Origin of the sequence: Limosilactobacillus caecicola (assembly GCF_943192935.1) — a bacterium.
Classification (GTDB): domain Bacteria; phylum Bacillota; class Bacilli; order Lactobacillales; family Lactobacillaceae; genus Limosilactobacillus; species Limosilactobacillus caecicola.
Map to the genome: position 1 here is coordinate 335,384 of NZ_CALPCI010000001.1, position 20,362 is coordinate 355,745.

The window sequence follows — 20,362 nt, forward strand, 5'->3', positions numbered from 1 at the left end:
TCAAATCTCGGGGATCCTTTTCGTTTGTTATGATTGACGATTCCCTAACTCCCAAAATGCTAAGGCAGAAGCTGCCGCAACGTTTAGAGAATCTACTTCGGGCGCCATTGGAATTTTGATTGTAAAATCACTCTCCTGAATCGTCGTTGTTCGCAATCCAGGCCCTTCCGAGCCAAGAATAATCGCTAATTTAGGTACCTGATTAAGCTGTGGATCATCAATCCGTACAGTATTATGACGGAGGGCCATCGCAGCCGTTTGGTACCCAAACCGATGAAGGAGACTAATACCCTCCGTGTACCAAGTTTGGGCATCTAGATAGGTCCAGGGGATCTGGAACACCGTCCCCATTGAGACGCGCGAAGACCGTCGGTAAAGGGGATCGGCCGAGTCACTCGTGACAATCACACCATCGATTCCCAATGCGGCTGCCGATCGAAAAATCGCCCCAATGTTGCTAGGGTTGACGACGTTTTCCAGAACCGCAATTCTGGGGTGACCATTGGGCATGGAGGCTAAAAAGCTGGTGAGGTCCGGTCGCTCAATCCGATGCATGGCAGCAAGGGCGCCTCGTAAGAGGTTGTAGCCTGGCAGTTGGTTCAACAGTTGTCGATTGGCAACATAGATGGGCGTTTGCCCTAGTCCAGCAGTGTTATGGACTGCCATTTCATGATCCAGGTCAGCCAAATCACGTTTTAAAACCCCTTCCTCCACCAAAAGGGAAGCTGGCCGATAACCCGCCCGCAGGGCCCGTTCAATCACCTTTGGGCTTTCAGCAATAAATAAGCCAGGGTGTGGATCATTAAAATGGTAAAGTTGGCCTTCATTAAGTCGGACGTAGGGATCCAAAGCCTGTCCAGTGAAGTCCGTTAGAAAATTTAAGTTGTGCATGCTGAGTTCACCTATTAGTCAAATACTTGTTTCCCTATCTCATTTTAAAAGGTCACAATATCTGCAGCAACTCCTTAATCATAAACCATTTCAAAGTAGTGTTTCTTGATGATTATGAATTGTTTAATGTTTGAACAAACTATTAAAATTTTGATCTCTAGCACTAGACCAATTGTTAATTTGACAGACGTTAGACAATCGGTTGTAGTGCTGATCTACCATAGGAAAAATTCATTTTGCATAGACCCATTTTGTTAATGAAAAAACCTTGTGCAAACTTTCTCAAATTGTTTTGATATCGTTTTCCTTTCTGTTATAATGGGTACCGTAAAATGTATTTCTATTAAGGAGTGTGACAACACAATGTCAGATAAGAAAGCACAAATTGGTGTTGTAGGCCTTGCCGTTATGGGTAAGAACCTTGCATTGAACATCGAAAGTCGCGGTTTTACTGTCGGCGTATACAACCGTCACCGTAACCGGACTGACGAAATGATTCGCGATCACAGTGACAAGAACCTGGTACCTAGTTACACGATTAAGGACTTTGTTGACTCACTTGAAAAGCCTCGTCGAATCCTTTTGATGGTTAAGGCTGGTGCACCAACTGATGCCGTTATCGATGAATTGTTACCATTGCTTGACAAGGGTGATGTGTTGATCGACGGTGGGAACACCAACTTCCACGACACGATGGAACGGAACGCTAAGTTGGACAAGTCCGGTATCAACTTTATCGGCATGGGTGTTTCCGGTGGTGAACTTGGTGCTCTCCATGGTCCTTCTCTGATGCCTGGTGGTCAAAAGGAAGCTTATGACTTAGTTGCCCCAATCTTAACTAAGATTGCTGCTAAGGCTGAAGAAGATGGCAAACCTTGTGTTGCCTACATTGGCCCTAATGGTGCTGGTCACTATGTCAAGATGGTCCACAACGGGATCGAATATGGTGACGAAGAATTAATCGACGAAAGTTACAACATCATGCGGAACGTTTTGAAGATGCCTGTTGATGACATTGCCAAGACTTTTGCTGAATGGAACAAGGGTGAATTAAGCAGCTACTTAGTTGATATCACCGCTGACATCTTAACTCGTAAGGATGACCTTGGTGACGACAAGGCTAAGCCAATCGTTGACATGATCCTTGACCGTGGTGCCAACAAGGGTACTGGTAAGTGGAGTTCTATGACTGCCCTTGACGGTGGTGCTCCTCAATCAGTTATTACTGAAGCTGTTTACGCTCGTTACATCTCCATGATGAAGGACGAACGTGTTCAAGCAAGCAAGGAATTGCCTGAAGACGTTGAAGCTGTTTCCTTTGATGATAAGAAGGAAATGGTTGAAAAGATTCGTCAAGCCCTTTACTTCGGTAAGGTAATGTCCTATGCTCAAGGTTTTGAACAAATGCGGATCGACTCCGAACGCTACGGTTGGAACCTCAAGATGGGTGAATTAGCTCAAATCTGGCGTGCCGGATGTATCATTCGTGCTCAATTCTTACAAAACATCACTGATGCTTATGATAAGAACCCTGACTTGAAGAATCTGCTCCTTGATGACTACTTCAAGGAAATCGCCAAGAAGTACCAAAAGGCAACTCGGGATGTTGTTTCTCTTGCTGTTAAGGCAGGTATCCCAGTTCCATCACTGAGTGCCGCAATTAGCTACTACGACTCCTACCGTGCAGAAGTCCTTCCTGCTAACTTGCTTCAAGCACAACGTGACTACTTCGGTGCTCACACTTACGAACGGACCGACCGTCCTGGTAACTTCCACTACAGCTGGTACGAAGAACAATAATTTACTTATTGTCCAGATTAAAAGAGCGAATTTCATTAGAAATTCGCTCTTTTTGTGTACCATCAAATTCAAATTAATGCGTCAATGAGTGAATAAACCGGTCCTCCCAGCCAGCGCGTCCCGCAGCGTCATTTTTGAAGACTTCTGCTAACTCTACTTGTAACACTTCATCAACGTTCTCTGCCGTAATCTGCTGACGGGACTTCCTTTGCCCACGGCAAATGCTCTTCGCTAATTTTATTCGCTTGCCCGAGCTAATATTTCTTGACCTCGGCTAATTCGTCCTTTAGCCAAGCTGGTAAAATCGCCTGGTTAGCCTTGCCCATTCGGACAGCAAACTGGTCCATGATCCCAGAATTCAGCCCTAAAAATTCATTTTCGGTCCGTTGTCCCAGCTTAGCTAATTCAAGGTCACTAACGTCGAGCTGAAATTCCGTCCGGAGGATTTCCCCCATCAGCATTTCAATGGAAGCAGACGATGACAAGCCTGCCCCGTACGGGAGATTACCAGAAATGTACAGTTCAAAGCCATGATCAATCTGATAACCCGCTTGGCGGAGAAATACCAGCATTGCTTTGAAGTAGTTCGTCCACTTTGCTTGATCATCTTGGGCCGGTTCTTGGTCGTTAATCGAGAACCGGACAACCTCACTTTGCACGTTGGCCGAATACAGGGCCACTTGGTCATCCTGCCGTGGTGCATAAACCCCGTAGGTCGGTCCCTAAGCTAATCGCGCACGGCATTGAAAGCCCACCATTGTAGTCCGTATGTTCACCAATCAGGTTAATGCGCCCTGGTGAGAAAAAGAGGTCTTGCCCCGGGTGATTGAAGGCCTTGGCAAAGCATCATAAAGTGCTGCTTGATCCATCATATTTACTCCTCCGACCGAATTGGGCCAACTTGATCTGCAAAGAAACAAAAAAGCTCCCATCAGCGGGAGCCTTTCATTCGCTTTATTTAATATCCAATTGTTGGTTATCTAAACCAGTCCGGACAACCAAAACGTCACATGGGGCGTTCCGCTTAACAAAGGACGTCACGGAACCAACCATGGCCCGTTGCAAACGGGACATCCCACTGGCGCCCATGATCAACAAGTCATTTTTGTGGTCCTTTGGGAAATCAAAGGCAATCACCGTCTTCGGGTTCCCCAAACGAATGTGGATATCAATGTTATCAAAGTCATCGTCTTGCTTAACTTTTTTCAAAAGGTCCTTCAAATAATCAGTGGCCTTGTCCACCAATTGATAAGCAATGCTGCCGTCGGACATGCCGGCAAAGTTGTAAGCCATCGCCCGGGTATCCACAACATTCAGCACATCAATGTGGGCATCGTTCCGCTTAGCGGAAACGACCGCCTTTTCCAAGGCAGCTTCAGCTTGCTTGGAACCATCCACTGGTACCAAAATGTTTTCATATTCTTGATCCATAAATCAACAGCCTCCAATCAATCAACTATCAGTACTATTTTACCACATTCCGTTGATTAATTGGTTAGGGTAAAATTTAGCTTACTCTGTGCAAATCATCAATTCATTTTCAGAAAACTAATTTGGAATCCATTCCAAACAATTTGATTTTGATCACCCTAAATTGACTTCCCAACCAAAGTAGCCTACAATCTACTTAACCTTTAACTGATTTTTGTAAAGTTCGGTTGGTAACACAAGACAATAAATGAGGATGACTGAATGGATCAAATTGATATGAAAATCTTGAACATGCTTCAAGAAAACGCCCGCGTTTCGCTAAAGGAAATGTCGAAAGCTTGTTACATTTCCTCACCGGCGATTGCAGCCCGAATTTCGAAAATGGAAGACGCTGGGATCATTACTGGCTACCACACTAGTATTGACCAGGAAAAGTTGGACTACCACGTCAAAGCGTTTGTGATGGTCCAGCTAGAACCAAGCCAAAAGGGTGATTTCTATCCATACGTGCGCTCAATTTCAAACGTCATTGAGTGTAACTGTATTACTGGTGACTACTCTGAAGTAATGGAAGTCGCCTTTCCTTCCACCGGTGATTTGGATGACTTCATTAATGAAGTCCAACGTCGCTTTGGTAAAACCAGCACTCAGATTGTGTTCTCCACCAGTGTGGAACACCGGGGAATCAAGTTAAGTGAACAATAAGTAAAACAGGAACCCGACATTAATGTTAGGCTCCTGTTTTTGCTTTAAGCTAAATCCAGTAATTGTTCAATTTGATCCAGACGCTGACTCAAGACCTTTAATGAGTCTTCCAAGTATTGACCACTCGTCACGTCGACTCCGGCACGCTTGAGAATCGTAATTGGGTCAGCCGAACCACCAGCCCGCAGGAATGCCAAATACTTATCTAAGGCCCCGGGTTGCTTGGTCCAAACCCGTTCAGACAACGTCGTCGCAATCGCCCACGACGTCGCGTACTGGTAAACGTAGTAATTCATGTAGAAATGGGGGACGTAGGCCCAGCCCTGGGTTGGTGTCCCCGCCAACTTCACGTCGGGACCGTAGTATTTCTCAACCAATTTTTGGTTCATCTGATCAAGGTAATCGGCGGTCAAGGTCCGGCCAGCCTGCTGCTCACGGTAGGCCGTATCTTCAAATTCTGCGAACTGGGTTTGCCGGTAAATCGAGCCAATAAACCCGTTAATTGATTGTTCTAAGATAAAGACCTGTAATTCACGGTTGTCATGGTACTTTTGCAACAAGTATTCCGTCAAAATATTTTCGTTAAACGTTGACGCCACTTCCGCTAAGAAAATCGGCGCATCCGCGTATTCGGACGGCTGAGCGTGTTGGCTAAACCAGCTGTGCATGGCATGCCCAGACTCGTGGGCCAGGACAAAGGTACTGTAGAGCTTGTCAGTCCAGTTCAGTAAAATGTATGGGTTCGCTTGGTAAACCCCAATCTGGTAACCACCGGACCGCTTTCCCCGGTTTTCCGCGGCGTCAATCCACCGATGCGTGAATTCTTGCTCTAGGCCGGCAACGTACTCTGGCCCCATCACCTGCATCGCATCGAGGACCATTTCCTTGCCCTGGTCAAAAGTTGTCCGGAGCAAGTCCTTGCCCGCCAGTGGTACCCCGACATCATATTGGTAGAACGGATCTAAATGCAAGGCCCGTTTTTTGATGGAATACCAACGGTAGGCCAGGTTGAGGTGCTGGTTGACCGTGTCAACCAAGGTATCGTAGACTTTTTCATCAATTTGGCTTCCCGCTAAGGCCGCCTGCCGTGCACTCTTGTAATGCCGGAGTTCCGCAATGGAATTCCGACTATCAATAAAGCTGTTCAGGGTTGACGCAAAGGTATTGCGCAATTCATGATACGGCTTTTGATAAGCTAGAAAGGCCGCTTTTCGCACGTCCCGGTTCGTCGATTCCGTAAATTGGCTCCGGTTACCATGGGTCAGTTCGACCAGTTCACCCTGGTCGTTTTTCACCTTGCCAAAGTGGAGGTCAGCATCATTCAAAGTGTTGTAAATTGTATCCGCACTATCGAGGGACCGGCTCAATTGGCTCAGCAACCCCTCCTCGCTGGTCGTCAAGACGTGCCCCTTTTGGAGACGGATCTGGTGAAGCATGAACCGGAATTCACGCAAGTCTGGAATGGTTTGCAACCATTGGTCCAGCGTCGTTTGATCAATCGCAACGATTTCGGGATCCATAAAGGACAGGGCGGTATCAATTTGGGTCGCCGCCTTTTCTGCAACCCCGTACAATTCGGTTGCTTGCGCATCCGTTGTGTCACTATCGCGGCGGAGAAAGGCGTAGACATATTCCCGTTCGAGCTCCTCGCCAATTTCTTTAGAAGCTTGCAGAGCCTGCAAAAGGGTCTCACCACTATTCGCCAACTGACCAGCTAACTGGTGAAGTTCGGTCGCCTTCGCCACCGTTTTCTTCAATTGTGTCTTCATAGCTTCATCATTGGGATACAACAGGGTTAGATCCCAAGTCAATGCCATCGACACCTCCTGCCGACTCGGCAACGTGTGTTCATCACTCATCAATTAGGCCTTCTTTCGATCAAAACTATCCAGGTACTCAACATACTTATCCTTATCTAATTCGTGTTCGGATTCCCCGATCACCAGGGTCGCAATCGAGTTACCGACTACGTTGACCACAGTCCGGCCCATGTCCACAAACCGGTCGATCCCGGCAATAAAGGTCAACCCTGCAACTGGCACCCCAATGGTCGAGACACTAGCCAAGAGGACCACAAAGGACGCTCCTGGAACACCGGCCATCCCTTTGGAGGTAATCATCAAAACAACTAGTAAGGTAAATTGGTGTTCCCAAGTCAAATGGATCCCGTAGGCTTGCGCCAAGAAGATGGCCGCCAATGATTGGTAAATGGCCGAACCATCCAGGTTAAAGGTGTAACCGGTTGGAATAACAAAGGACGCAATCCCCTTTTCAACCCCCATTTTTTGGGACTTTTCAATCAACCGCGGAAGGGTTACTTCTGAGCTGGCGGTTGAGAACGCCAACACGATTTCTTCCCAAATGGCCCGCATCGTCTTCCAGTAGTGCAGGTGGAAGATTTTGGCAACGATCCCTAACACGACAATACAGAAAAAGGCCATCGTCAGGTAGGCTAACAAGACAAAGTAACCCAACGGCAACAGGGCCTTAATCCCCATTTCAGCGATCGTCATCCCAATCAAGCCAAAGACCCCAATTGGTGCGTATTTCATAACCCAGTTCGTTACTTTGAACATTACTTCGGAAACGCTATTCAAAAAATCAACGACAATCTTGCCCCGTTCTCCTATCGAAGCCAAGCCAAGGCCAAAGAAGACACTAAAGAAAATCACCGGCATCATATCGCCATCGCTAATCGACTTGAAGATATTGGTTGGGATAATCGCTAAGATTTGATCCCAAAAGCCCGTATGCCCCTTGGCCGCTTTCGCCGTCGCCATGTATTTTGAAATATCGGAAGCGTGGAGGCTTTTAATCTCAATAAAACTCCCTGGATGGGCCACGTTGGCGACAATCAACCCGACAATAATCGCAATGGTGGTCAAGACCTCAAAGTAGATGATGGTCTTCCCACCAATCCGTCCTAATTTATGGAAGTCACCAATGTTGGCAATCCCGACGGTCAGACAGGAGATCACAATCGGCATAACGATCATTTGAATCAGACGCAAAAAGATCGTCCCGAGGCTTTGCATCACAACGATTGCGGAGTTATTTTTGTAAAAAATCATCCCACAGATAATTCCGGCAATCAGGCCAATAAAAATTTGCCACCCCAAACTAAGGCGACTAATACGGTAGTGCTTCACGGCTACCCCCTCCTTATCAATTCTTAAACAATTATTTTAGCATAGTTTCAACGAAAATTTATTCAACTCCTGAATAAACCAGAGTATCATTGTTACTGAAATAATCATGTTTTAAATAATATGGGAGGTTGTAATGATTTCAAAAAAGTGGGCCAATAGTATTAACGGCCGGATTACCTTTCTCGCTATTTCCATCATAATTAATTCCTTTTTTAACGCCCTCACGGTTTCAACGCAAATGGGGAGTGCGATCTGGACAGCGTCGGCAGTGAGTCTAAGTAACTGGCTCCACTTTTCGTTGGGAAACGTCCTCTTCGCCGAAGGGGTAATTGTGGCCTTCACCAACCTCGCCCTGCTCGGTCATTTTGACTGGTTCCGACTGGTCCGTAACCTGCTCTTCATCACCCCGTTCAGTTACCTTTTAGCGGGCTTTGAAAAACTCTTCGTCCACTGGGGTGTTCCTGAATTAGGGATCGGCTGGCGCGCAGTTCTCGACGTGATCGGCCTCTTCGGGGTCGCTGCCGCGGTCTCGCTTTACCAACGGGCCAACATCATCATGCACCCCAATGACGATTTACCATACATTCTGCGGTTCCGCTTCATGCATGGCTCATCAGTCTTTTCCCAGTGGATGAGCAACGTGCCACCGCTAATCATCGTGGTCCTCGTGTTCGTTGTTAACGGGCACTGGTACTCGTTTGGGATCGGGACCATCTACAACATCCTGACCCAAGGTTACCTGATTGGTTGGTCGGACCAGCATTTTCTCCCGGTCCTCCACCACCACCTTGAATTCAAAAACTAATCATCAAGAACATAAATAATGCAGCCAAAATAAAATTCAAATAACGCAGTACAACAATGGCCTCCAACATCCGGTAAAGCCGAATGCTGGAGGCCTATTGTTGCTGGCGGGGGCTCGAAAATAGCCCCAGGCATTCGGGGTTGTGAATACCTGAGACTATTTTCATATATATCGGGAATCAGCTGATTCCCGCTCGCCAGCCTAAAAAACAATCAACATATGGGAGAATGTTAATCATTCTTACGTCTCTTTAGACCAGCAATGCCAAGACCAATAGCGGAAGAATTCTCATTACCAGTTTGTGGGAGGGCCTGCTTTTGAGCATTCGTCGTTGTACCGTTATTGTTCCCAGTAATGGTGATGTTGCCATTACCGTTGTTGTCACCATTGCCACGGTCAGCCGGAGTGACGTGAATCGTGACGGTGATTTCAGAGGTTTGACCATCTGGGTAGATTACCACAATGACTTCATCATGGTCACCTGGCGTATTAACGTCATCTTGAACCTTTTGCGGATCTTTCCATTGATACTTCGTGCCACCTGGCAAGTCTGGCTTGTGGCCGATCCCATCAGATGGGTTAGGAACATGGCTTCGCGGCTGGTGTATATCAGCCCGCCACAAATTAAACATTGGCTTTTATAAAATTCCGTATATAAATTTTTAAGTCTAATTTTACCCTTATAAGATTGTTTAGTAGGTAATGTTTCATGTGAAACATTGGCAAAAATTACGGTAAAATTAACACAGCCGAGCAAAGGAGGAACTATGACTTTGGAACTTACTGCCCAACAATTACTCACCCAAACCCATCAAACTGGTCGGTGGTTTATTAAAGACCAGCAGTTGCGGTCACCACTATTGGGTGCTGAATTAAGATTTACCGTTACTAATACGCAAAGTTTGGCGGTTCACACTATCAACCATGCCAACCCACTCTCGCCCAGTCAGTACTGGGCCATTCGCATTGACAATGGGCCGTGGCAACGGTGGGCAGCCAGCCAGTTGGCCTTCGAGATCCCAATGACGAGTGATCAGCACCGTGTCCGGATCATGACGGGTGGTAATTGTGACTTAGATGACGTTTGGTTTCAACAGCAGGATTTTTCTCTCACTAAATTAGTCGTCGACGACCAGGCCATAGTGCACCCAGTTCAGCAAACCAAAAAGGTACTGGTTCTGGGCGATTCCATCACGGCCGGCTGTTGGATCAACGGTAAGCACGCCAGTGTTGATTACCGGCCAGAACAAAACTACATTGCGATCGCACAAAACCTGCTACCAGACACTGAAATTCAGCGCGTTGCCTATTCGGCGGCGGGTGTTTTACGTCCCGGAACCGGTAATGTACCACCCGCCGGTCAATGGCTCACCCGACTTGACGATCAGCAGGCTGCGACTGTTGGTAATTACGATTCAATCGTCATCGCGTTGGGGGTTAATGACCGCCGTTTCAGCGAAAACCAATTTCGGACCGCCTACCGAGATTACGTGCAAGCGGTCCAACACCGCTATCAATCTCCAGTGGCATTAATGGTCCCCTTCCGCCAAAGTTTTCACGAAATCATCAGCAGAATTGGTCAGGAACTCGGCATGGCGGTGATTCAAACAACTGGGTGGTGCCACCACACTACTGACGGTCTCCACCCTGATTTACAAGGCTCCCAAGAGGCCGGCGAGCATTTTGCACAAGTCCTAGCGCAACTGGTACAATAGGTGTCAAGAAAGGAAGTGAGCTCGTGGTTCATCAACGAATTATCCCTATTTTTCATACGAATAATTTCCGTGACCTTGGTGGCTATGCGACCGCCACTGGTCAGACCGTTCAATGGGGACGTATTTTTCGGGCTGATAAACTGGACCGGTTGTCCAAGGACGACCAGGCTGAATTAGTCAAGTTGGCCATCGGTGTCGATATTGATCTGCGTTCTGCAGAAGAAACCAAATCCTCACCAGACCGCCTGCCAGAGCAAGTCCAGTACCTATTCAACCCGGTTTTTAAACGGGACGTCACTGATTCTTCGAAAAACGTCAGCAACCTCGCTCACAACCTGCAAAGCGAAGCCGGTGCTGGCCGTCAGCACATGCAAGAGGTTTACCATGATATGATGACTAGTGACGCGGCCGCCCACGCCTTTCGCGAAATTTTTGAACAACTGTTGACCGTCGATGACCAACAAGGTGTACTCTTCCATTGCACGGCGGGGAAAGATCGGACTGGAATGAGCGCCTACCTGATTTTACGGGCCTTCGGCGTCAGCCCGGCGGTCGCCAAAAAGGACTACCTGTTGACCAATACCGCGTTGAAAAACTTTCTCCGCGGTCAGCAAGCAACGCTCCGTTCCGCTGGTAAGCCAGCAACTTTGATTGATAATTACACGGCCCTCTGGACTGCCGACCCCAGCTATTTAGCGGCTGCGCTCAAAGTGCTTCAAGCCGAATATGGTGACGTCAATGGTTACCTCACAACGGCCCTTCAATTGTCTCCTCAGGATTTGCAAGATTTAAAAGCAAAATATTTAATTAATTAGAAAGGAACTTCAAGATGAAAATTAACGTTCCATTAAATAATGCTCTCTTACCTGACCAATACGGAAAATTTGCCCCAGAGAATGCTAAAATTGGTGGTAACCCCAGCACCTCGTTTCCCATTCAAATTAAGGACGCTCCAGCTGAGACTGCCGCATATGCCCTAGTGATGATTGACCATGATTCAATTCCCGTTTGTGGCTTTACTTGGATCCACTGGATTGCGGCCAACATTCCTGCCGATTGGTCAACGATTCCAGAAAACGCCAGTTTAGAATTAAAAGACCGCTTTATCCAAGGGAAGAATAGTAACGCCAGCCGGTTCGTCAATGCTGAACCAGCAACTGGGTACACCGGACCAACCCCACCAAATGGGACCCATGATTACCAGCTCACGGTTTACGCTTTGGATACGGTACTCCCCCTCAAAAATGGTTACTGGCTGAACGAATTTCTTCACCAAGCAGACGGTCACATTTTAGACCAAGCTACCATTACCCTCCCTTCACGGGCAGATTAATTACTAAAGGAAGTGAGAACATGGAAACAAGAATCTTTTTCAACCCTGGTGACTCGATCGCTAACATTCACGATTACAACGAAGCCGTCCGGAAAGGGCAAATCTTTAAAAAAGAACGCAAGGTGGATGACCTGGTAATCGCCAAGGATAAAGACAACGAAGAATACGCGATTTTTTATGCAAAGGATGCCAAGCATGAACCGGTTGAGCAAACCAAGCCGTACGAAGTCAAGAAACGAGTTTAAGATAAACAGTACACCCATTAAAGTTCGTAACGGCTCTAACAATCTGGACCATTCCATTGCTGAGCTGAATCACGGTGATTGTAAATCTTTCAATTCAGTTGATTCTCTGTTTGATGATCTGGATAATTAACAACAAAACGATGATTTTTCAAAAAAGCCATTCAGAATTGTTCCAATTCCGAATGGCTTTTTCATTATAGTTTCATTGCTGCCAAGAAGTCTTTGATCCGCTGGGTCGGTTCTTCAAAGAACTCCTTGCTAGTCCCGGCAAATTCGATCTGTCCATCTTCGACAAAGACGATCCGGTCCGCCGCCTTCCGGGCAAATTCCATGTTGTGGGTGACCACAATCATGGAGTGACCCCGTTCAGCAAGGTCCTGCAGGATCCTCAAGATTTGGGCTTCCAATTCGGGGTCCAAAGCACTCGTTGGCTCATCGAACAGGATAAAGTCAGTATCTAACGCTAAGGCCCGACAAATGGAAATCCGTTGTTGCTGGCCCCCAGAAAGTTGGTTCGGGTACCGGTTCGCAACGTCATCCAAGCCGACCTGCTTGAGTAATTCATGGGCCCGTGTTTCCGCTGCTTCCTTACTCTGTTTCAACACGTAAATTGGGCCTTCCGTAATGTTTTCCAAAATGGTCAAGTTCGGGAAAAGGTTCCAACTTTGGAAGACCATCGCGGTTTGCCGCCGCATTTTGAGAATTTGTTTGCTCGTCAAATTATCCGCAAAATTGAGGTGCAGGTCACCAATCGTGAGTTCACCAGCTTGCGGACGTTCTAACAAGTTAATAGCCCGCAGCAAGGTTGATTTCCCGGCCCCCGATGGTCCCAAAATCACCGTCGTCTCGTGTTCTGGGAACTGAACACTGACGTCATTGAGGGCGTGGTGGTCACGGTATTGTTTATCAACGTGGCTAAGTGTAATCATCAATTATTCCCCCTCTGCTTGAATGTAGCGGGACAGCCGCTTTTCCATGAAGTACTGCAGGATCGTCAAAATCGAGCAGAAAATGGCATACACGACCGCAACAATGGAGTACATCAACATTGGTTGGTAGTTATGTGAGGCGATTTGTTGACTCACCAGGAACATGTCCGCAATGGTAATCGTACTTGCCAATGAGGTATCCTTGACCAAACTAATGAATGAATTGGACAGCGGTGGGATCGCCACCCGGAAGGCCTGTGGCAGGATGATCTTGAACAGGACTTGGCGGTAGGTCATCCCGATCGAGTAGGCTGCCTCCCATTGACTAGTCGGAATCGAGCTGATCGACGCCCGAATCGTTTCAGAAGCGTAGGCCCCCGTGTTTAAGGAGAAGGTCCAAATGCCGGCCGTCCATGCATTCAGTTGCAGACCAATGCTTGGCAGCCCGTAGAAGACAATAAACAATTGCACAATCAATGGTGTGGACCGGAAGAGCCAGACGTAAAAGGCAAAGAATGCTTTGACAATCCGCCATAAACTCTTGGTAACCGCGTTTCCCCGGGGCTGCGAAGTCTTAATCAACGCCGTGATGATGGCAATCACCAACCCGATAATGAAGGAAATCACCGCAATTGGAATTGTGTATTTAATACCGGCCCAGAGGATTTCCGGGGTCGATGATTTGATAATATCCCACATAAAGTTCGCTCCTTTTGCAAAAGGCCAAGCTCGTTTACTCCGCGACCTTGGCCTTTGTGATGTTACTTATCAGTAATGTTTTCTTTGAAGTACTTTTCGGAGAGCCGCTTCAGCGTCCCGTCCTTGCGAAGTTCCTTCAGTGCCTTATCAACCTTTGTCTTCAAGGCCTTGTTGTTCTTAGCCATCAGAATTCCAATTGGTTGACTTGGAATCTTGTTAGTTGGTACCGTGATGGCCTTCAAATCACTCGCGTTATTCGTGCGTTGGTAGTAAAGGAAGGCTTCCTTGGAATTCATCGCGGCTTGGACCCGGCCTTGACGAATCAATGCCATCGCGGTTGCAAAGTCATCTGATGAAACATTTTGTCCACCGAATTTCTTAACGTTGTCGGCATTGGCCGTCCCAGTAGCGGCCGCAATTTTCTTCCCCTTAATATCATTGACGTTCTTAATCGTGGTATTGTCCTTCTTCATGATTAGGGCCGTCTTGGAGTAAATGTAAGGGGTGGAGAAGAGGTAAGCCTTCTTCCGGGCTGAAGTCATCGCGATGTTGTTGATGGCCATATCAAACTTGTGGGAACCAACCCCAGCGATCAGCGAATCCCACTTAGTCGGGACAAACTTTACTTTGTAGCCCATCTTCTTGGCCAAGGCCCGGGCTAAATCAACTTCAAATCCGGTCAGCTTACCATGTTCACGGTATGAATACGGAGCATAAGTCCCTTCCAAACCAACAGTAATCGTCCCCTTCTTGACTAATTGAGGACTGCTACTTGAAGAAGACTTTCCACATGCTGCTAAGGTCACCGCCGCTAACAAGCTAGCACCAATCACAGCAAGCCGCTTCATCCATTTTTTCATTGCTCAACCGCCTCCATCTTATTACTTACTTTCAATCAGTAAAATTTTACAAGGCTGGTTGACAAATGTCAACTAGAAACGTGAACTAATTTTACCGGTTACCAACGATCCGTTGAGCCTCATGAGCAAAGCGTTCTTCCAGGGCATCTGCATCCGCCTTAAAGTCCGCGACCCAATCAGCGCCCGTCGGCTTAACTTGTCCTGCTTCATCACCCATCACATCGGTCACGACCAGGGTGCCATCAACGGCCATTTTAACGTCGTCATAGTGCCCTTCCAAGGCTTCATCCAAATAACCCTGTAAAATTCCCTGAACCGCGGTGGTGATCACTTCTTCTTCCGTAATTTTTTGTCCCCGGACCTGATATTGCGCAATCTTCATTGCGACTTCTTCCATGTTTTCAGGTACATCTAAACTCATGTTCCTCACCCTTCTTAAATTGAATTCTACTGATTATCATATCATAATAAAGGTAACACAGAACGAGGAGGAGTTTGTCATGTCACAAGCAGTTTTAATTCCCAAGATTTTCCAAGAAGCCGGTCGACAGGTTTTTCGGGACGCCGGAATTGAAATGATCGAAGTCGAGGACGTCAACAATGACGCCTTAATTCAGTATGCGGACCGCATTCAAGGGGCGGTGGTCATGCTTGACCAAATTAGTAACGCAACTTACCAAAAGACCCCGAATTTGAAAGTCTTGGCCCGGGTCGGCGTGGGCTATAACAACATTGATCCACAAGGTGCCGCTGCCCATGGGGTTTGGGTCACTATCACCCCGCACGCCAACTATAATTCCGTGGCGGAAGCGATCCTGGGAGGAATTTTGCTAACTTCACGGGATATGTTCCAACGGCAGCAGGCCTTGCGTGATGGTCACTGGGACGAAGGCCACGCCACCGCCGGTCACGACATTGCGGGCCAAACACTGGGCATTATCGGTTACGGCCGAATTGGTCACGCCCTCGCCAAAAAGGCTGCTGCCCTGGGGATGAAGGTGCTGGTCAATAACGGGAGCCACCACAAAGATCCCGAAGTCGGCACCGCCGTTTCCCTTGATGAATTACTGCGCACCGCTGATTATGTTTCTCTGAGTGCTCCAGTGACCGACGAAACGCGGGAAATGATGAACCAGAACGCCTTTGCCAAGATGAAGGAGACCGCTAGTTTGATCAACTTTGGTCGGGGCCAACTAGTCAACCACGATGACTTGATTGCGGCGCTGAAGAACGGCCAGATTCACAGTGCTGTCTTGGACGCCTTTCAAACGGAACCCCTGCCGACTGATGATGAATTAACCACCCTATCAAACGTCTTCCTCACCCCACACATCGGTGGCGGGACGATCGACGCAATGGACCGTGGTTGTCATGATGCGGCAAGCGAAGTTGTTCGGGTCCTCAAGGGCGAAAAGCCACAGTGGCCGGTTAACCAGCTCTAAGGAAGGATTACCATGGCAGAGATCTACTTTCAGAAGATGACCCCGGAAGGGTATCACGAAATTGAAGAACAAATTGAGGAGCTCAAGAAGGACCGGCCCACTAAAATTGCCCGACTGAAGGCTGCCCGAGCCCTGGGCGACCTTTCCGAAAATACGGAATACAGCACGGCGAAGCGGGACCTTCGCCATCTTGAGAGCCGCCTCCGCTTTCTCAATAAGCAACTCACCTACGCTCAAATCGTCCAACCCCAAGCCAACGGCACGATTGACTTGGGAAGTAGCGTCACCATTGAATTCTTGGACGACCACGAACAAGTGACTTACAAACTCGTGGGGACGCAGGAAGCGGACCTGGCGGCCCAAAAACTTGCCTTTGATTCACCCTTGGGTCAAGCACTAATGGATCAGGGAGCCGGGACAACGGTAACTGTCGAGTCACCGGACTCTACCTACCAGGTGAAAATCATTGAAGTGAGTTAAACACGAACTTTATTTACAAAGTCAGCAATGATCATCAACGGTTGTCGCTGGCTTTTTTATTCCATTTTTCTACTTTGGTGGTTGTTATCCGTCAAATCTTATGTTACCTTATAACCACGAATTATAATTCGCTATTCAATTTTAATGTTCGTATTTTTATAAAGGAGAGAAAATTGGAACATCCACTTAAACGTTACGGAGTTGCCATCGCCGGAGTAATTTTTCACCTCATGATCGGTGGGGTCTATGCCTGGAGTGTCTTCACTAAGCCCATCGCCCAACAAACCGGTTGGAAAGAAGCGAGTGTCTCATTTGCCTTTAGTTTAGCCATCTTCTTTCTAGGCATGTCCGCTGCCTTCATGGGCCGGCTCGTTGAAAAGTTTGGCCCAGCCAAAGTTGGAACCATCTCAAGCATCTTTTATGGATCCGGAATCGCTCTGACCGGGTTGGCCATCCAAACCCAGCAATTATGGCTCCTCTACCTGGCCTACGGGGTCATTGGTGGTCTGGGCCTGGGGTCTGGCTATGTCACTCCCGTTTCCACAATCGTCCGTTGGTTCCCCGACAAGCGGGGGTTAGCAACCGGCTTAGCCATCATGGGCTTCGGTTTTGCAGCCCTGTTAACTGGTCCGTTAGCACTTCGCCTGATCACCACGATCGGTTTAGCAAACGCCTTTTATGCCTTAGGCACCTTTTACTTCGTGGTCATGATCATCACGGCCCAATTCATTAGAAAACCACACCCACACGAACTACCAACCGTGATTGCTCAAAATGCCGCCCGGGTCAGCCTCACGAACCAATCCTTAACCGCCAACCAAGCGGTCAAAACACCTTGGTTTGCTGCCCTCTGGTTCATGTTCTTCATCAACATCACGACCGGGATTGGCCTTGTGTCTGCCGCTTCGCCAATGGCCCAGAGCATGACTTCCATGACAGCGGCCGCCGCCGCGGTGATGGTAGGGATTATCGGCTTATTCAATGGTTTTGGCCGCCTCGCTTGGGCAACTTTGTCCGATTACATCGGTCGGCCCCTCACCTATAGCCTCATCTTCATCATTGATGTCATCATGTTGGTCATCTTGATCTTCTTTAAGCAACCATTCATCTTCGCTGTGGCACTTTGCCTGTTGATGTCCTGCTACGGTGCCGGATTCTCCGTCATTCCCGCCTACCTTGGTGACATTTTCAGTACCAAGGAATTGGGGGCCATTCACGGTTACGTGCTAACCGCTTGGGCCGCCGCTGGGATGGTGGGCCCCGTCCTGTTATCCTGGACGCACCAAGTCCTCCACAACTACTACGTGACCCTGATTGCCTTTATCATCATTGATCTGTTAGCCATGATCGTGTCGGTTCGAATTCAAAAGAGCTTTGTGACCAGCAAAGCTGTTGAATCGGCTCACTAAAATTTGCGATAAAAAAACTCCTTCAATTCGACTTTACCAGTCGGTTGAAGGAGTTTTCTATGCGTTCAAAGCTGTTTGGTAAGCTTGCTCAGTGACGGGATCAAAGCATACCATCGTCACCGTTTGGACATGCTGCGCCGTGCGCAAAAATTCCCGGATTGTTCGAATGGCAATTGGCGCGGCCTGGTCGAGCGGAAAAGCGTAAACGCCGGTACTGATTGATGGGAAAGCGACCGTTTGGCACCCGTACTCATCCGTTAATTGTAAACTATTCCGGTACGAGTTTGCTAACAACTCGGGTTCCCCATGCCTGCCATCCCGCCAAACTGGGCCGGGCGTGTGAATAATGTACTTGGCCGGCAAGGCAAAACCGCTGGTAATCCGGGCCTCCCCCGTTGGACAACCATGAAACTTTTCACAGGCCGCATAGAGGGCCGGACCGGCTGCTCGGTGAATGGCGCCGTCCACACCACCGCCACCCATTAAAGTGGTGTTCGCGGCGTTCACAATCGCGTCACCGGCAAACTGTGTGATGTCGCCTGGGATCACTTGAATCTGTGTCATAGCCGCTCACCAGATATTGACCCGGTCAGCGGGAGCCTTCCACATCCCGTCACCTTTGTGAATATCAAAGGCGGTAAAGAAATCATCCTGATTCTGGGCTTGGACATTTGCCCGTAATTTATTTGGGGCGTGAACATCAATTGACAGCAAGAGTTGCATGTACTGAGTCGTGGCCTTCATCCGCCAAATCCGCGCCCAGTTAATGAAGAATGCTTGGGCGGAATAATTGTCCTCTTCCTTGGCCGCAGCTAATGCACAGCTCAAGCCCCCACCGTCAGCAATATTTTCAGAAACGGTCAGCTTGCCGTTGACCTTTTGGCCAGCAAATGGTAAGCCGTTAAATTCATCAATCATCTTCTGGGCTAACTTCTGGAAGTGGGCCGTATCTTCCTTGGTCCACCAGTTGTGCAGGTTCCCGTATTCATCAAAGAGGGCCCCATTATTGTCGAAGGCGTGGGAAATTTCGTGGGCAATCACGGCCCCAATACCACCGTAGTTCTCACTACTGCTTTGTTGCAAACTATAGAATGGCGCCTGCAAGATGGCGGCTGGGAAGACGATAATATTTTTAAACGGGTGGTAGTAAGCGTTGACGGTCGCCGCACTCATTTCCCAACGAAGTCGGTCCACCGGTTGGTTCCAGCGACTGAATAATTCCCGGTTAGCTACGACCCCGAGATCATTGACATTCTCTAACAAACTCTTGGTTGGATCAACCTTCAAATGGTTGTAGAGGTCTGGAATTTGGTCCGGGTAACCGACTTGAATTCCCAGGTGGTTCAGCTTGGTAATCGCCTTTTCCTTAGTGGCGTTGCCGAGCCAATCATTGTTGGCCAGTCGTTGCTTATAAACGTCCACCATCTGCTTAACCATGTGGGTCACATCGGCCTTGGCTTCGGGGCCAAAGTATTTCTTACCGTAGTAATCACCAATGACCTGGCTAAAAATCCCCCGGGTCAGGTAAAAGGCAAACTTCCGTTGGTTGACCGGCTTCTTACTCCCGGAGAGGGCCCGGCCATATTCGCCACTAATCGTCCGTAATTCGTCAGTCAACAACCCAGCCTGACCAAGCACTTCGTTAACGATCAACCAGCTCTTAAAGATCGCAAAGTGGTCCTGCAAAATGCTATTCAATGCCGCAAAGTACTTCGGTTCGGTCACGATCACCTTCGTTGGTTTAGCTCCAACTAATTCTTGAATGACGGCCCCCAGGTCCAGTTGGGCCGTGTGGGCAGTAAATTCGGCAAAGCTCTGCGGATTATACATCTTGCTGTAGTCGGCACTCTCTTCCGCACTCTTCACGTGAGGAACCAATAATGAGTCAAACTGGATTGTGTCATCAATCAGGTCATCGGCTTCCTCTTCAGAATAGCCAACCTTTTGCAACAGTTTCTTCGTCATTTCTGACCACATTTTCAACAGTTGTGGTCCCTGTGGATTATCTTTAGCGTAGTAACTCTTTTCCGGCAAAATCAGGCCAGGTGCCGCTGCAAATAGGGCGTAGACCGTGGCGTTTTTCATGTCCGCATCAATATCAAACGAAACGGGTGACGCCGACCCTTCCAAAATGAGTTGGCCCCAAATCTTTTGGTAGTCCGCATAGCTATTTAAGACCGTCAGCTTTGCCAAGCGGTCCTGGAGTGGCTGAGTCCCCTCCTGATCACGTCGCTTAAAATCTTTCGCTAGCTGATAGAGCTTGGTGGCCTCTTGCATGCGTGGATCATCGCTTGGCGTTTCGACCAGTTTGTCTAAGTCCGCCATCAGCTTTTTATCAATGTCATCAACCAGGTCGTTGAACCCACCGGTTGCCGGTTTATCATCCGGAATTTTCGCAGTCTTGAGCCATTCACCGTTCACGGCTTCGTATAAATCTTCCTTAATGGCTGTTTGATCAATCTCAGTCAT

The 20,362-nt window shown here is 48.1% G+C and carries 21 protein-coding genes and 1 pseudogene; 10 read left to right on the forward strand and 12 right to left on the reverse strand.

Features of this window, described 5'->3' with window-relative positions:
* Positions 1–27 precede the first annotated feature (27 nt).
* Complete coding sequence (locus NFR43_RS01640) at positions 28–891, reverse strand: TrmH family RNA methyltransferase (protein WP_251545819.1); 864 nt, start codon at positions 889–891, stop codon at positions 28–30.
* 363 nt (positions 892–1,254) lie between these two features.
* On the opposite strand from NFR43_RS01640, the gene gndA reads away from it, so the two are divergent.
* Positions 1,255–2,691, forward strand: a complete 1,437-nt coding sequence (gene gndA, locus NFR43_RS01645) for an NADP-dependent phosphogluconate dehydrogenase (RefSeq protein WP_251545821.1) — start codon at positions 1,255–1,257, stop codon at positions 2,689–2,691.
* A gap of 302 nt (positions 2,692–2,993) precedes the next feature.
* Here the strand turns inward: gndA and NFR43_RS01650 are convergent.
* Together NFR43_RS01650 and NFR43_RS01655 are read right to left on the reverse strand one after the other, a co-directional pair.
* Positions 2,994–3,534: pseudogene (locus tag NFR43_RS01650) on the reverse strand (GHMP family kinase ATP-binding protein); the annotation flags it as partial.
* A gap of 111 nt (positions 3,535–3,645) precedes the next feature.
* Complete coding sequence (locus NFR43_RS01655) at positions 3,646–4,122, reverse strand: universal stress protein (RefSeq protein WP_251545823.1); 477 nt, start codon at positions 4,120–4,122, stop codon at positions 3,646–3,648.
* 261 nt (positions 4,123–4,383) lie between these two features.
* Here NFR43_RS01655 and NFR43_RS01660 point away from each other — a divergent pair, with 261 nt between their 5' ends.
* Positions 4,384–4,827, forward strand: coding sequence for an Lrp/AsnC family transcriptional regulator (locus NFR43_RS01660; RefSeq protein WP_251545825.1), 444 nt, complete (start codon positions 4,384–4,386; stop codon positions 4,825–4,827).
* A gap of 44 nt (positions 4,828–4,871) precedes the next feature.
* Here the strand turns inward: NFR43_RS01660 and pepF are convergent, their stop codons facing one another.
* Both pepF and NFR43_RS01670 read right to left on the reverse strand, forming a co-directional pair.
* Positions 4,872–6,686, reverse strand: a complete 1,815-nt coding sequence (gene pepF, locus NFR43_RS01665; protein WP_251545827.1) for an oligoendopeptidase F — start codon at positions 6,684–6,686, stop codon at positions 4,872–4,874.
* Positions 6,687–6,689: 3 nt separating this feature from the next.
* Positions 6,690–7,976 (reverse strand): dicarboxylate/amino acid:cation symporter, encoded by a 1,287-nt coding sequence (locus NFR43_RS01670; protein ID WP_251545829.1) that lies wholly within the window; start codon positions 7,974–7,976, stop codon positions 6,690–6,692.
* A gap of 133 nt (positions 7,977–8,109) precedes the next feature.
* Between NFR43_RS01670 and NFR43_RS01675 the strand changes: the two genes are divergently transcribed.
* On the forward strand, positions 8,110–8,781 hold the full coding sequence (locus tag NFR43_RS01675; protein ID WP_251545831.1) for a hypothetical protein: 672 nt from the start codon (positions 8,110–8,112) through the stop codon (positions 8,779–8,781).
* A 230-nt stretch (positions 8,782–9,011) separates the two neighbouring features.
* Here NFR43_RS01675 and NFR43_RS01680 read toward each other — a convergent pair whose 3' ends face one another.
* The gene (locus tag NFR43_RS01680; RefSeq protein ID WP_251545833.1) at positions 9,012–9,413 is read right to left on the reverse strand and encodes a Rib/alpha-like domain-containing protein; all 402 of its coding nucleotides are present in this window, start codon (positions 9,411–9,413) and stop codon (positions 9,012–9,014) included.
* A gap of 135 nt (positions 9,414–9,548) precedes the next feature.
* Here NFR43_RS01680 and NFR43_RS01685 point away from each other — a divergent pair, with 135 nt between their 5' ends.
* The 4 genes from NFR43_RS01685 to NFR43_RS01700 are packed head-to-tail and all read left to right on the forward strand — an operon-like array spanning position 9,549 to position 12,074.
* Positions 9,549–10,496: a GDSL-type esterase/lipase family protein gene (locus NFR43_RS01685; protein ID WP_251545835.1), complete on the forward strand. Its 948-nt coding sequence runs from the start codon at positions 9,549–9,551 to the stop codon at positions 10,494–10,496.
* Between the two features lie 23 nt (positions 10,497–10,519).
* Positions 10,520–11,311: a tyrosine-protein phosphatase gene (locus tag NFR43_RS01690; RefSeq protein ID WP_251545837.1), complete on the forward strand. Its 792-nt coding sequence runs from the start codon at positions 10,520–10,522 to the stop codon at positions 11,309–11,311.
* 14 nt (positions 11,312–11,325) lie between these two features.
* Positions 11,326–11,829, forward strand: coding sequence for a YbhB/YbcL family Raf kinase inhibitor-like protein (locus NFR43_RS01695; protein ID WP_251545839.1), 504 nt, complete (start codon positions 11,326–11,328; stop codon positions 11,827–11,829).
* A 20-nt stretch (positions 11,830–11,849) separates the two neighbouring features.
* Positions 11,850–12,074: a hypothetical protein gene (locus tag NFR43_RS01700; protein ID WP_251545841.1), complete on the forward strand. Its 225-nt coding sequence runs from the start codon at positions 11,850–11,852 to the stop codon at positions 12,072–12,074.
* A 194-nt stretch (positions 12,075–12,268) separates the two neighbouring features.
* Here NFR43_RS01700 and NFR43_RS01705 read toward each other — a convergent pair whose 3' ends face one another.
* The 4 genes from NFR43_RS01705 to NFR43_RS01720 form a co-directional block, all read right to left on the reverse strand.
* Positions 12,269–13,003 carry an amino acid ABC transporter ATP-binding protein gene (locus tag NFR43_RS01705; protein ID WP_251545842.1) on the reverse strand — a complete coding sequence of 245 codons (735 nt, stop codon included), beginning with the start codon at positions 13,001–13,003 and terminating at the stop codon, positions 12,269–12,271.
* A 3-nt stretch (positions 13,004–13,006) separates the two neighbouring features.
* On the reverse strand, positions 13,007–13,702 hold the full coding sequence (locus NFR43_RS01710) for an amino acid ABC transporter permease (protein WP_251545844.1): 696 nt from the start codon (positions 13,700–13,702) through the stop codon (positions 13,007–13,009).
* A 62-nt stretch (positions 13,703–13,764) separates the two neighbouring features.
* Positions 13,765–14,562 carry a transporter substrate-binding domain-containing protein gene (locus NFR43_RS01715; RefSeq protein WP_251545846.1) on the reverse strand — a complete coding sequence of 266 codons (798 nt, stop codon included), beginning with the start codon at positions 14,560–14,562 and terminating at the stop codon, positions 13,765–13,767.
* 91 nt (positions 14,563–14,653) lie between these two features.
* On the reverse strand, positions 14,654–14,983 hold the full coding sequence (locus NFR43_RS01720; RefSeq protein WP_251545848.1) for a hypothetical protein: 330 nt from the start codon (positions 14,981–14,983) through the stop codon (positions 14,654–14,656).
* Between the two features lie 79 nt (positions 14,984–15,062).
* On the opposite strand from NFR43_RS01720, the gene NFR43_RS01725 reads away from it, so the two are divergent.
* The 3 genes from NFR43_RS01725 (at position 15,063) to NFR43_RS01735 (ending at position 17,893) form a co-directional block, all read left to right on the forward strand.
* The gene (locus NFR43_RS01725) at positions 15,063–16,004 is read left to right on the forward strand and encodes a phosphoglycerate dehydrogenase (protein ID WP_251545850.1); all 942 of its coding nucleotides are present in this window, start codon (positions 15,063–15,065) and stop codon (positions 16,002–16,004) included.
* 12 nt (positions 16,005–16,016) lie between these two features.
* Entirely contained in the window at positions 16,017–16,484 is a 468-nt protein-coding gene (gene greA, locus NFR43_RS01730) for a transcription elongation factor GreA (protein ID WP_251545852.1), read from the forward strand.
* Between the two features lie 173 nt (positions 16,485–16,657).
* Positions 16,658–17,893, forward strand: coding sequence for an L-lactate MFS transporter (locus tag NFR43_RS01735; RefSeq protein WP_456085671.1), 1,236 nt, complete (start codon positions 16,658–16,660; stop codon positions 17,891–17,893).
* 57 nt (positions 17,894–17,950) lie between these two features.
* Here NFR43_RS01735 and NFR43_RS01740 read toward each other — a convergent pair whose 3' ends face one another.
* Positions 17,951–18,457: an O-acetyl-ADP-ribose deacetylase gene (locus tag NFR43_RS01740; RefSeq protein WP_251545854.1), complete on the reverse strand. Its 507-nt coding sequence runs from the start codon at positions 18,455–18,457 to the stop codon at positions 17,951–17,953.
* 6 nt (positions 18,458–18,463) lie between these two features.
* Positions 18,464–20,362, reverse strand: a complete 1,899-nt coding sequence (locus NFR43_RS01745; protein WP_251545856.1) for a M13 family metallopeptidase — start codon at positions 20,360–20,362, stop codon at positions 18,464–18,466.